The organism is Aeromonas sp. INTO2, assembly GCF_049860605.1.
GTDB lineage: Bacteria > Pseudomonadota > Gammaproteobacteria > Enterobacterales > Aeromonadaceae > Aeromonas > Aeromonas caviae.
In genome coordinates this window covers 620,643-632,507 of sequence record NZ_CP187588.1, presented here as the reverse complement: position 1 = coordinate 632,507, position 11,865 = coordinate 620,643, and the positions used below count along the sequence as shown (strand labels likewise).

11 protein-coding genes are annotated in these 11,865 nt (G+C 58.4%); 5 read left to right on the top strand and 6 right to left on the bottom strand.

Annotated features, from left to right (window positions below; all coding sequences use genetic code 11):
• Positions 1 to 35 precede the first annotated feature (35 nt).
• From map to ACPW74_RS03080, 4 genes are all read left to right on the top strand, one after another.
• Entirely contained in the window at positions 36 to 824 is a 789-nt protein-coding gene (gene map / locus ACPW74_RS03095) for a type I methionyl aminopeptidase (protein WP_010673402.1), read from the top strand.
• 64 nt (positions 825 to 888) lie between these two features.
• The gene (gene glnD / locus ACPW74_RS03090) at positions 889 to 3,531 is read left to right on the top strand and encodes a bifunctional uridylyltransferase/uridylyl-removing protein GlnD (RefSeq protein WP_425858554.1); all 2,643 of its coding nucleotides are present in this window, start codon (positions 889 to 891) and stop codon (positions 3,529 to 3,531) included.
• A 178-nt stretch (positions 3,532 to 3,709) separates the two neighbouring features.
• Positions 3,710 to 4,537, top strand: coding sequence for a 2,3,4,5-tetrahydropyridine-2,6-dicarboxylate N-succinyltransferase (gene dapD, locus ACPW74_RS03085; protein ID WP_010673400.1), 828 nt, complete (start codon positions 3,710 to 3,712; stop codon positions 4,535 to 4,537).
• Between the two features lie 275 nt (positions 4,538 to 4,812).
• Entirely contained in the window at positions 4,813 to 5,196 is a 384-nt protein-coding gene (locus ACPW74_RS03080; RefSeq protein ID WP_039039426.1) for a DUF3461 family protein, read from the top strand.
• Between the two features lie 163 nt (positions 5,197 to 5,359).
• Here the strand turns inward: ACPW74_RS03080 and ptsG are convergent, their stop codons facing one another.
• From ptsG to ACPW74_RS03065, 3 genes are all read right to left on the bottom strand, one after another.
• On the bottom strand, positions 5,360 to 6,793 hold the full coding sequence (ptsG, locus tag ACPW74_RS03075; protein ID WP_264787482.1) for a PTS glucose transporter subunit IIBC: 1,434 nt from the start codon (positions 6,791 to 6,793) through the stop codon (positions 5,360 to 5,362).
• Between the two features lie 432 nt (positions 6,794 to 7,225).
• Positions 7,226 to 8,095 (bottom strand): MalM family protein, encoded by an 870-nt coding sequence (locus ACPW74_RS03070; protein ID WP_233759714.1) that lies wholly within the window; start codon positions 8,093 to 8,095, stop codon positions 7,226 to 7,228.
• Between the two features lie 182 nt (positions 8,096 to 8,277).
• A complete protein-coding gene (locus ACPW74_RS03065) occupies positions 8,278 to 9,552 on the bottom strand; it encodes a maltoporin (RefSeq protein WP_043152296.1) in 1,275 nt (424 codons plus the stop codon).
• 314 nt (positions 9,553 to 9,866) lie between these two features.
• On the opposite strand from ACPW74_RS03065, the gene ACPW74_RS03060 reads away from it, so the two are divergent.
• Positions 9,867 to 10,007 carry a hypothetical protein gene (locus ACPW74_RS03060; protein ID WP_010673395.1) on the top strand — a complete coding sequence of 47 codons (141 nt, stop codon included), beginning with the start codon at positions 9,867 to 9,869 and terminating at the stop codon, positions 10,005 to 10,007.
• Positions 10,008 to 10,078: 71 nt separating this feature from the next.
• On the opposite strand, the gene ACPW74_RS03055 is transcribed toward ACPW74_RS03060, so the two are convergent.
• The 3 genes from ACPW74_RS03055 to ACPW74_RS03045 form a co-directional block, all read right to left on the bottom strand.
• Positions 10,079 to 10,519: a flavodoxin gene (locus ACPW74_RS03055; RefSeq protein ID WP_270804527.1), complete on the bottom strand. Its 441-nt coding sequence runs from the start codon at positions 10,517 to 10,519 to the stop codon at positions 10,079 to 10,081.
• A 184-nt stretch (positions 10,520 to 10,703) separates the two neighbouring features.
• A complete protein-coding gene (truC, locus tag ACPW74_RS03050; protein ID WP_404800943.1) occupies positions 10,704 to 11,480 on the bottom strand; it encodes a tRNA pseudouridine(65) synthase TruC in 777 nt (258 codons plus the stop codon).
• Positions 11,480 to 11,815, bottom strand: coding sequence for a YqcC family protein (locus ACPW74_RS03045; RefSeq protein ID WP_134997583.1), 336 nt, complete (start codon positions 11,813 to 11,815; stop codon positions 11,480 to 11,482). Before ACPW74_RS03045 ends, truC begins: the two co-directional genes overlap by 1 nt.
• Positions 11,816 to 11,865: the final 50 nt, after the last annotated feature.

Sequence of the window (11,865 nt, the reverse complement as noted above, 5' to 3'; positions counted from 1 at the left end):
GGCAGGATGCGCAATCAGGCCCCAAGAGAGATCCCATGTCCATTAAAATCAAGACACCGGAAGAGATTGAAAAAATGCGTGTCGCCGGCCAGCTGGCCGCCGACGTGCTGGTCATGATCGCCCCCCACGTCAAGGCGGGCGTCACCACAGACGAACTGAATACCCTCTGCCACGACTACATCGTCGACGTGCAGCAGGCCATCCCCGCGCCGCTCAATTACCACGGCTTCCCCAAGTCCATCTGTACTTCGGTGAACGATGTCATCTGCCATGGCATCCCGAACCACAAGAAACTGCGGGAAGGGGACATCATCAATCTGGACATCACCGTCATCAAGGATGGTTATCACGGCGATACCTCCGCCATGTTCATCGTGGGCCAGACCACCCCCCTGCGTCGTCAGCTCTGCAAGGTGGCCCAGGATAGCCTCTATGCCGCCATCAAGCGGGTGCGCCCGGGCATGTGCATCACCGAGATCGGCGCCGTCATCCAGCCCATCGTCGAGCAGGCAGGCTTCTCCGTGGTACGCGACTACTGCGGCCATGGCATCGGTGCCGAGTTCCACGAAGAGCCGCAGATCCTCCACTACCGCAACGGCGGCAAGCTGGAGCTGAAAGCGGGCATGTGCTTCACCATCGAGCCCATGGTCAACAGCAAGAAGTACCATTGCAAGGTCAATCCGAAGGATGGCTGGACCGTCACCACCAAGGACGGCGGCGACTCCGCCCAGTGGGAGCACACCCTGCTGGTGACCGAGGATGGCTGCGAGGTCCTGACCCTGCGCCCCGACGACACTATCGAGCGTTTTATCCGCCACGTTTGACATTCAACCCCGGCCGCGCGCCGGGGTTGCTCTTTACCCGGCCCGACCGAGAGTGTGACATGCCATGGATGCCAGCCTGCTTTCTCCCCATCTGCTCCCAGACGATCAGCTCACCCGTGACAACTGCAAGGAGTACCTGAGCCGCTTTCTCGCCTGGCTGCACGAGCGCTTCGACGCCGGTGACAACATCATCGAACTGGTGGCCACCCGCTCCGAATACATGGACGCGCTGCTGACCAGGCTCTGGCACAAGTTCGGCTTCGACAGGACCGAGCTCACCCTGATCGCGGTAGGCGGCTATGGCCGCGGCGAACTCCATCCCCACTCCGACATCGACCTGCTGCTCCTCTACGAAGGAGATGAACTGGACGAGGTGCTGGGGCTTCGCATCGGCGAGTTCATCACCCTCTTGTGGGATCTCAAGCTGGAAGTGGGGCAGTCGGTGCGCAACGTGGCCGAGTGCATCGAGCAGGGCCGCAACGACATCACGGTTGCCACCAACCTCATCGAGGCCCGTTACATCACGGGTAGCCTGGCGGGATTCGAGCAGTTGCAGGTGGCCACCCAGCCCCAGCACTTCTGGCCGAGCGAAGCCTTCTTTCGTGCCAAACGCGAAGAGCAGGCCCTGCGCCACCAGCAGTTTCTCGGCACCGCCTACAAGCTGGAGCCGGATCTCAAGAACAATCCCGGGGGCCTTCGCGACATCCAGACCCTGGCCTGGGTCGCCCGCCGCCACTTCGGCGCCACCACCCTGTTCGAGATGACCAGCCACGGTTTTCTCAACCGGGCCGAGTACCGGGAGCTGCTCGACTGCCAGAATTTCCTGTGGAAGGTGCGCTTCGCCCTGCACATGGCCATCAACAAGGGGGACAACCGCCTCTTGTTCGACCGCCAGCGCACCGTGGCCCAGATGCTGGGGTTCGAGGGGGAAGGAAACGGCCCGGTCGAGCAGATGATGAAGCGCTTCTACCAGACGGTGCGACGGGTGGCCGAACTCAACGAGATGCTGCTGCAACTCTTTGACGAGGCCATTCTCGGCAACACCGCCATGGACGTGCGCCGCATCAGCGACGAATTCCAGCTGCGCGGCCGCCTCATCGATGCGGTGGACTCCGAGCTGTTCGGCCGGGATCCTGCCGCCATCCTGCGACTCTTCTACCAGATAGCCCAGCATCCGGAGATTGCCGGCATCCACTCCGCCACCTTGCGCCAGTTGCGCGAGGCCAGACGCACCCTCAACTGCTGGCTGCAAGATCTACCCGAGTGCCGCCGTCTCTTCATGGCGCTCCTGCGCCACCCCAACGGCATCGGCCAGCCGCTCACCCTGATGCACAAGTACGGGATCCTCGCGGCCTACCTGCCCCAGTGGAACCTTATCGTCGGCCAGATGCAGTTCGACATGTTCCACGCCTACACGGTGGACGAGCACACCCATCGGCTGCTGCAAAACATCCATCGCTTCCCGAATCCGGCCAGCCGCCAGACTCACCCGCTCTGCCACGAGGTGTTCACCCAGTTGCGCAAGCCCGAGCTGCTCAGCATCGCCGCCCTCTTCCACGACATCGCCAAGGGCAGGCGCGGCGATCACTCCGAACTCGGGGCCGTGGATGCGCTGGAGTTCTGCCAGTTGCACGGGCTGGATCGCTACGAGAGCCGACTGGTCGCCTGGCTGGTGCGCCACCATCTGCTGATGTCGGTCACCGCCCAGCGCCGCGACATCTACGACCCGGATGTGGTCACCGACTTCGCCCAGAAGGTGCGGGATGAATTGCACCTCGACCTGCTCTATTGCCTGACCGTGGCCGACATCTGTGCCACCAACGACAGTCTGTGGAACGACTGGAAGGGCACCCTGCTGCGCGAACTCTACTTCGCCACCCAGAAGGCCCTGCGCCAGGGGTTGGAAAACCCGCCGGACATGCGCCTCAAGATCCGTGAAAACCAGCGCCAGGCCAGGCAGATCCTGACCCAGCGTGAGGTGCCACAGGAGGCGGTCACCGCCCTCTGGAACGACTTCAAGGCCGATTACTTCCTGCGCCACAGCCCGGAGCAGATCGCCTGGCACTGCCGCAAGATCATCGCCCACGGTGACAACCCGGCCCCCCTGGTGCTCATCGGCAAGCATCCCATACGGGGCGGTAGCGAGGTGTTCATCTATTGCCGCGATACCCCCAACCTCTTTGCCACCGTGGCCTCGGCACTGGATCAGAAGAACCTCAGCATCCACGACGCCCAGATCATGAATTCGCGCAACGACTACGTGCTCGATACCTTCATCGTGCTGGAGCCAAACGGCGAGCCCATCAGCCCCAACCGTACCGCCACCATCAAGAAGGCGCTGGAGAAAGCCCTTCAGGAGCCGGGCAAACTGGTACTGCGCAGCAAGCCCCTGTCCAGACGCCACCGCCAGTTCAGCGTGCCGACCAGGGTGGTCTTCCTGCCCCACAAGGGGGAAAACCGCCACACCCTGCTGGAGCTGACGGCCCTGGATACCCCGGGCCTGCTGGCCCGTATCGGTGCCGTATTCCAGCAGTGCGGCCTCTCCCTCCATGCCGCCAAGATCACCACCATCGGTGAGCGGGTGGAGGACTTCTTCAGCCTCACCACCCTGGCCGGAGAGCCGCTGAACCCGGAGGAGCAGCAAGCCCTCGAGGAGAGGCTGGTCAATCAGCTCAACCCCCAGGAACCGGTTGGCGAGAGTGCCTGACACGCTCGGATGAAGCCTCGAAAGAAGCTTTTTGACGTATTGATTCCTCAATCAGAACAAATGGTTGGACCACTCAAGTACAATAAATCGCCCTGATTCTGAAGAAATCGGCGAGAGCCCTTAAAAACGATTGGAAAAGTGTGATACAACAAACAGAATTTTATAAAGGAAACCTGTCATGACCCAGTTGCAACAGACCATCGAAGCGGCCTTCGAGCGCCGTGACTCCATCACTCCCGGCTCCGTCGATGCCGCCACCAAGGCCGCCATTCTGGAAGCCATCGACCTGCTGGACTCCGGCAAAGCCCGGGTTGCCGAGAAGATTGCCGGCGAGTGGGTCGTCCACCAGTGGCTGAAGAAGGCCGTGCTGCTCTCCTTCCGCATCAACGACAACGGCATCATCAAGGGCGACGATGCCCAGTACTACGACAAGGTTCCCCTGAAGTTCTCCAACTACACCGAAGAGCAGTTCAAGGCTGCCGGTGTACGCGTCGTGCCGCCCGCGACCGCGCGCAAAGGCTCCTTCATCGCCCCGAACACCGTGCTGATGCCCTCCTACGTCAACATCGGCGCCTTCGTCGATGAAGGCACCATGGTCGACACCTGGGCCACCGTGGGCTCCTGCGCCCAGATCGGCAAGAACGTGCACCTCTCCGGCGGCGTCGGCATCGGCGGCGTACTGGAGCCCCTGCAGGCCAACCCGACCATCATCGAAGACAACTGCTTCATCGGTGCCCGTTCCGAAGTGGTGGAAGGGGTAATCGTCGAGGAGGGCTCCGTCATCTCCATGGGGGTCTTCATCGGCCAGTCCACCCGCATCTATGACCGCGAAACCGGCGAAATCCACTACGGCCGCGTCCCGGCCGGCTCCGTGGTCGTTTCCGGCTCCCTGCCCTCCAAGTGCGGCAAGTACAGCCTCTACGCCGCCGTCATCGTCAAGAAGGTGGATGCCAAGACCCGCGCCAAGGTCGGCATCAACGCCCTGCTGCGCTCCATCGACGAGTAATCCACGCCGATGTCATCAAGGGCACCTCTGGTGCCCTTTTTCATGCCCGCTCCCATGGGTGGACGCCAACTCCCCTGCCCCACCAGCACTGCACACCCCCATGAGACGATACCGCTTATGGCAGTGCTGACTAGGTGTTTACCCCTCCCCCTTGGCTCGTTGATTACAGAAGACCACTTTGAAACCAATTTGAATTTGGCGCGCCTGTCACAGGCAAGGCGTCCGGACTCGGGTAAGATAGAGGGGTCAGGATCGTTTCAAACCAAGGAAGCCCGATGTACGAGAATCTCAAGAGCCTGGGGATCCAGGAACCCACCTCGGTGGACAGCTACACCCTGCGCCAGGAAGCCAACCACGACATCCTCAAGATCTATTTCAAGAAGCAGAAGGGTGAATTCTTCGCCAAGAGCGTCAAATTCAAATACCCTCGCCAGCGCAAGACCATGCTGGTCGACTCGGGGACCCATGAGTACAAAGATGTCACCGAGATCAACGCCAACCTCAAATACGTGGTGGATGAGCTGGACAATCTGACCCAGGGCGGCCAGCCTTCCGCCGATCCGGACATCAAGCAGAAAATACTGCGCGACTTGCGTCATCTGGAAAAGGTGGTGCAGAACAAGATCAGCGAGATAGAACGGGATCTCGAAAAGCTTTAAGCCGGTCTGATGCAGCAAAGGCGCCCAGGGGCGCCTTTTTCATTGGGTCACACCATGCTGGCGCCGTCAGGAAAGCCCCCGCACATGTCCCGCCACCAAACGCAACCCAGCAAAAAGGGAGGCTTGCGCCTCCCTTTTCGGAACTCGGATATCGGAGCGACAATCAGTTGCTCTTCATCCAGATGTCCATTTCAGTTTTCAGGTTGTCGGACTTGGTGCCGAAGATGGCTTGTACACCGGAACCCGACACCACCACACCGGCGGCGCCCAGCTTCTTCAGACCAGCCTGGTCAACCTTGGCCACATCCTTCACACCGACACGCAGACGGGTGATGCAGGCGTCCAGAGAGGCGATGTTCTCTTTGCCACCGAAGGCGGAGACCAGTGCAGCAGACATCTCGTCCTTGCTTTGACCGGCAGAGGACTCTTGGGCAGCTTCGTCTTCACGACCCGGGGTTTTCAGGTTCATGGCACGGATGACCACGGTGAAGACCACGTAGTAGATGACTGCGTAGACCAGACCCAGACCCACCAGCAGCAGCATGTTGTCGGCACGCGGAGATTGCACCACGAAGTCGATGAAGCCGTTGGAGAAGGTGTGACCGTGAACGACACCCAGCATGTTGGTCAGGACATAGGCCAGACCTGCCAGCAGAGCGTGGATGGCGTACAGTACCGGGGCCACGAACAGGAAGGAGAATTCGATAGGCTCGGTGATACCGGTCAGGAAGGAGGTCAGGGCTGCAGAAGCCATGATACCTACGATCTTGGCGCGGTTTTCCGGCTTGGCGGAGTGCGCAATGGCAAACGCGGCAGCAGGCAGACCGAACATCTTGAACAGGTAGCCACCCGCCAGCTGACCGAAGCCGTTGCCGGCAGCACGGGAAGCGTCATCAGCAGTCAGGAAGCAGGTCATGATGCCGTGTACGGTTTCACCGGCGGCGTTGACGCAGGTACCAGCCTGATAGAAGAACGGCACGTTCCAGATGTGGTGCAGACCGAACGGGATCAGGGAGCGCTCAACCACGCCGTAGATGCCGAAGGCCAGGACCGGGTTCTGGTTGGCAGCCCAGTCGGAGAAGGCACCGATGGCACCACCAATCGGCGGCCAGATGAAGGAGAGCACGACACCCAGACCGATGGAAACAAAACCGGTGATGATGGGCACGGCGCGCTTGCCAGCGAAGAAGCCGAGGTACTCTGGCAGCTGGATCTTGTAGAAGCGGTTGAACGCCCAGGCAGCCACGCCACCGGCGAGGATACCACCCAGCACACCGGTATCGATCTTCTCGACACCCATCACAGGCGCCATCACAGTCAGGGTGGCGGTCATGATGCCGTAGCCGACGATGGCGGACAGGCCGGAAACACCGTCGTTATTGGTGAAGCCAAGGGCAACGCCCACGGCGAACAGCAGAGCCATCTGGCCGAATACGGAACCACCGGCCTGCTCCATCAGTTGGGAGACGATTTCCGGCAACCAGCTGAAGTGGGCAGCACCCACCCCCAGCAGAATACCTGCAACGGGCAAGACCGATACGGGCAGCATCAGCGCCTTACCGACCTTTTGCAGATTAGAGAAAGCATTTTTTAACATGTGTGCGCTCCTGAATGGAATGTCTTACCGTAGACGCTTCAGTCCAATTTATAGACGATCATCAACATCATCTCTCATCGGCATGAATTCGACGCGGGTTTGTTTATTTTGACCAGCTGAATATAACCCAGCAGATCGCAAATATCTTCCATCAGGGGTAAGCGAATAAAAAATTTGGAGGGGAGATCACAAGATAATTTCGGCGGGAATTTTCGGCTAATTACGGATATATTTCGGCATCTTCATGCTAAACCATAAATATGAAAAGTGCTGTTTCGCATTGTATTTTAGCCAATCAAACCAATACCCAACGAAACACACTGTAACTTAATGTAACCATTTGCTGTTTTTTCTATTTTAGTCTACCGATTAAAAAGGCCTCCAACAAGGGAGGCCTCAAATAAATATTATATTTTAAAGACCGGGCAATATTCAGCCCTTTTGGGAACGCTTCACCGCATCAATAAAGATCGATTTCGCCTTGGTCGAACCGGCCCGCTCCGCCTCGCTGACCAGTTGCATCGCCTTGTCGATATCACCGGCTTTCACCGCTTTTTCGATCTGGGATTGATAGAAGGCCTCGGTTTCGCTCAGCATGGGGGCACTGCTCTTGACTGCGCCGGCGGTCGCCAGGGGCACGACAAGCTTGTTTGGTGCCGTGTTGACTACCGGGGTGTTGGCATCAATCACATCCTGATAGACAGGCTTGTAATAGTTGCTCTCGGTTTTGACACCACTCAAGTCCTCCACAGAGAGGCTGACCACGCCCCAGGGGGAGTGCGGAATGACGGGGTCTTTTTCACCATAATCAACCACCCCCAGCGACTTGGTCATCAGCTTGGAAGGGCTAAGGATGGTGGTTGTTTTGTCCAGACCGCTCTGGTCTGTGTAGATCACCATGTAACTTTCGTTATTGGGGTTACCAACATAGGAGCGATCCACGGTAAACACGGCTTCCATGCGATCCCCTTGCAGCATGCGTGCAGGCTCGTACTTGAACACGTCGCTGCCCAACTTGCGGGTCACATTGAATTTGGAATCCAGCATCAAGACGGTCGGGTTGAACAGCGATTTGTCGATCAAGCCATCAACCGTGATGCGCAGGTCACCGGAGTTGACCGGCAACCGGAAGGCGGCAAAGTGGCTTTTCCCTTCGCTGAAAGCGTAAACGGGGGAGCTGTCATCAATGGGGATAAGCTTAGTTGCGCCCGGTTGTATGTCCTGGAATGGCAGACTGGAGACATCGCGACAGCAGCTGCCAACCGTAGCCAATTGGCTCATCGCAACGTCGCGATTTCCCATGATGGACTTGAACTCCTGAGTCGGCGCTACCGTCGTTTCCAACGTGGCGCACCCACCCAGCACAACAGAACAGAATACAGTCAAGGCTAATCTGGAATATCTCATCGCGTGACCCTAAGAAACGTGTTGTAAAAAAAGAGCCCCCGTCATGCGGGGGCACTTGCAGTCATGACGTCAACAGATTACCACCAAGCTTCAGCTTGAACACCGAAGTTCCAGGAGTCGTCCTGCTTCACGCCATTGGCATCCGGGCGGAACTGGCCGTCAGAATCCAGGTAGGAAGCATATACGCGGATTTCCGGGCGGGCCCAGAAGCTGGAGCCAGCGGACCAGGCCTGAGCCAGGGTGTATTTCTTACCGATGGTGCTGGTTTCGGTGCCATTGTTCGGCTTGTAGCTGTCATGGTGATAGCCAAGCTCGGCGATGGTCTTCATGGTGTCATTCCACTTGTACATCGGGCGAACGACAACGGAGAAGGTGTCTTTGTCAGCGCTGTCATTGTCAATATCACTGGCAGTACCGTAAACCAGCTGATGACCGAACTCGACCTTATCGCCAACGGGCAGCACGCCCCAGTTGATGAAGCGCCAGCCATCGCCCTTGGCGGCAGATTGGCTCAGGCCGCTGCCAGAACCGCTACCGTAGTCAACAGCCTGAGCGGCATAACCGTCGGCGAAATACTGAACCACGGTCTTGTTGAAGCCACCCAGCATGGATTGGGTCAGCTCGGCGGTCAGCATGTGGCCGTTTTTCTCGTAATCTTTGCTGCCCAGAGCCGCTTTCTGCTCATCGGTCAGGTTACCGCGGGCGTAGTCATATCCCAGCTCCAGGGAGCCGTCTTTCCACAGCGGGATACCGGCATAACGCAGGTCCAGTACGTCCGTATCAACACGCTTGTCGACACCAACACCACCTACAAACTGATCGTAATCATCCCACGGGTCGTTACGCAGCCATGCAAAAGAGAGCTTGCCCGGACCAGCCTGGATATTTTCTACACCAGCACCGGCACCAGACACATCCCAGTAGTAGAAGTCGGAGATGTGGATGTCGTGACGTTGATAGTAACGCTTACCGGCCCACAGAGTGGCTTCCGGCGCGAAGCCCAGCACGCCTTTGGCCTGGACGTTGAATTGGCGCAGGGCAAAGTCGGCATCACTACCGCTAGTGCTTTCCCAGTCGCGACCTTGCTGACCAGAAACCATTGCAAACATGGAGTCTACGTAGAAAGACTTGCCGTCCTTGTTGTAAGCCTCTTGACCTAGCTGGACTTCGCCGTAGGTCTCGGCTTCATTGCCCAGACGACCGACTTTCGCCTTGGAATAGGTTTGCAGGCTGCCGTTATCGGAAGTACCGACACCGGAACGCATGTAGCCGTGGAAATCAACGGCGAAGGCGGCTTGGGAAGCCAGGGCTGCGGTTACTGCTGCAGCGATCGGGAGCCACTTTGCTTTCATTTTCATTTTCCTTATTCCCGCTGAGAGGAGTGTGATCCTGATATTCAAGTTCTTATCACCGGAAAAACGTTTTGGTGATAACCGAGGTCGATTATAGGTACCCAAATTCCCTGCAAACATGAGCTGATTCACAAAACGATGACAAATCGCACGCCGCCAACAACCACAGCAACAAAAGCTCATTAAATTTAAGTTTGTTGGACAAAGTCTCCGGTATCGAGCAAAAACAAGAAAACAAACACCAAAGAAAGCGCTTTCAAATATTAATTCGCGACGAAATTTAAGTGACAAATCCGTGTCGCAGTAGCAAAAACATGACTGAAATCGCTTTCAATGCGGAACTTTTAATTTTTCAATTTGTCGTGGGTGATGATGAATATGGCCAACCGGTTATCATCATTGGCGAGAAAAATAACCGGACGAAAGAGAGGATATATTTGGGGGCTGAGGCGTGACGCCCCAAAAATAAAACACCCCCGTCAGCACACTCACGGAGGTGAATTTATTCTCGGGGAGAAGGGTCTGGCTACAGTCTATTTTCCCAGGTTTTCAACCAGGCCAGCGCTGCCACTTCAGGCTCATCTTCTACCGTCGCATCGATTTCCAGGCGCACAACCAGTGGCTCGGCAGCCAGCTCCTGCAACAGAGCATCCAGCGTTCGCCCCGCTCCGCAGAAGTGTTCATAGCTGCTGTCTCCCATGGCGATGAGGGCATAGCGCCATCCCTTCATATAAGGAGCACGATCGGCCAGAGCACTGGCAAAGGGCTGCAAATTGGGCGGTATATCCCCCTGCCCCGTGGTGGCGGTCACGATGAGCAGAAAGCGTGAGGCATCGATGTCGGTCAGCGCCGCGTCATCGAAGATCTGGCAGACATGGCCATTGGCTTGCAGGTGATCAGAGAGGGTCTCGGCCACCAGCATGGCAGAGCCGTAGACGGTGCCGACCAGGATGTCGATCTCGGCCATCAGCGACTCCTCAGGGACAGACAATGGGCCCGGCAAGACCGGGATGGGTAGGAAGAGCCCCCCTGAACAGGCGGGGGGCACGCGATTGCGCAGGCGATATCTCGTTGAGCCATAAGTCATTCCTCTGACGTACCTGGGCTACAGCATGCCACAGCCCGGTCAGAGGCAACAGATGGAAAGAGGCTCAGGCGCCGTAGTCTTGCTCGCTGGCAGGCCAGCCCAGACGGGCGAACAGACCCAGCACCTCGGGGCCCAGGGGCGCCTGGATCCGCATCGGCACCTTGAGCACCGGATGCTCGAAGCTCAGACGGTGCGCGATCAACAGCAGGCGGTCGCACCCGTAGTGCTCGCGAAAGAAGCGGTTGTGCCGGCCATCCCCGTGGGTGGTATCACCAACGATGGGGTGGAACAGGTGATCCAGATGGCGGCGCAGCTGGTGCTTGCGCCCCGTCTTGGGAAAGAGGCGGACCAGGCTGTAGCGACTGGTGGGATGCTTCTTGGAGACGGCGAAGGGCAACTCGACCTGATGCAGACGACGAAACGCGGTCACCGCTTCCTGGGCGGGGCGATCCGGGTCGCTGAAGGCATCGGCAATCTTGTCCAGCTGCTCCTTGAGCGGATAGTCGATGAGCCCCTCTTCGGGGGCCCATCCCCGCACCAGTGCCAGGTACTCCTTGTGGACCTGACGGGCAGCAAAGGCCTCGGTCAGGATACGGGCCACGGCAGGATCAAGAGCAAACAGCAGCACACCCGAAGTGGGCCTGTCCAGTCGATGCACGGGGTAGACATGACGACCCCCGATCAGATCCCGGGTCATCTGCATGGCGAAACGGGTCTCGGCCTTGTCGAGCCAACTGCGGTGCACCAGGAGACCGGACGGTTTGTTCACCGCCACCAGCCAGTCATCCTGATAAAGCAGTGTCGGCTGCAAGGCATCCGCTGTCCGGGTCTGCTCGTCCATCATTGTTCGACCACTTTGCCGGAGAGCAGCAGATCGAAACGGGCGATCAGACGAAGCAGGGCCTCGACCTCCGCCAGCTCCTCTTTATAGACCTCACTCGCCATGGGATAGAGGGAGACGCTGGTCGGCAGCGGTGCCTGCAGCACCACCAGTTGTTCCATGCGCGGGATCAGCACGAACTGCAGCCATTGATCGAAACTCAGGGTATCGACACAGAACGGCAGCTCGCTTGCCAGCGCCTCGCTCCCCGGATGGTCGGCTTGCCAGCGTTCCAGACGTTGCAACTCGGCAGTCAGCTCTCCCAGCAGACCGGCAACCAGCAGATATTGATTCATCTCGCTCACTTCCTCATCGCGGGCCCGGTCTGCGACGGGGCCCCACTCAA

What these genes read in the sequence shown, in the direction of transcription:
- ACPW74_RS03065 (WP_043152296.1), bottom strand. Translation starts at nt 9,552, where the DNA reads ATGAAAGCAAAGTGGCTCCCGATCGCTGCAGCAGTAACCGCAGCCCTG.
- ACPW74_RS03045 (WP_134997583.1), bottom strand. Translation starts at nt 11,815, where the DNA reads ATGAATCAATATCTGCTGGTTGCCGGTCTGCTGGGAGAGCTGACTGCC.
- ACPW74_RS03055 (WP_270804527.1), bottom strand. Translation starts at nt 10,519, where the DNA reads ATGGCCGAGATCGACATCCTGGTCGGCACCGTCTACGGCTCTGCCATG.
- ptsG (WP_264787482.1), bottom strand. Translation starts at nt 6,793, where the DNA reads ATGTTAAAAAATGCTTTCTCTAATCTGCAAAAGGTCGGTAAGGCGCTG.
- ACPW74_RS03060 (WP_010673395.1), top strand. Translation starts at nt 9,867, where the DNA reads ATGACTGAAATCGCTTTCAATGCGGAACTTTTAATTTTTCAATTTGTC.
- map (WP_010673402.1), top strand. Translation starts at nt 36, where the DNA reads ATGTCCATTAAAATCAAGACACCGGAAGAGATTGAAAAAATGCGTGTC.
- truC (WP_404800943.1), bottom strand. Translation starts at nt 11,480, where the DNA reads ATGGACGAGCAGACCCGGACAGCGGATGCCTTGCAGCCGACACTGCTT.
- glnD (WP_425858554.1), top strand. Translation starts at nt 889, where the DNA reads ATGGATGCCAGCCTGCTTTCTCCCCATCTGCTCCCAGACGATCAGCTC.
- ACPW74_RS03070 (WP_233759714.1), bottom strand. Translation starts at nt 8,095, where the DNA reads ATGGGAAATCGCGACGTTGCGATGAGCCAATTGGCTACGGTTGGCAGC.
- dapD (WP_010673400.1), top strand. Translation starts at nt 3,710, where the DNA reads ATGACCCAGTTGCAACAGACCATCGAAGCGGCCTTCGAGCGCCGTGAC.
- ACPW74_RS03080 (WP_039039426.1), top strand. Translation starts at nt 4,813, where the DNA reads ATGTACGAGAATCTCAAGAGCCTGGGGATCCAGGAACCCACCTCGGTG.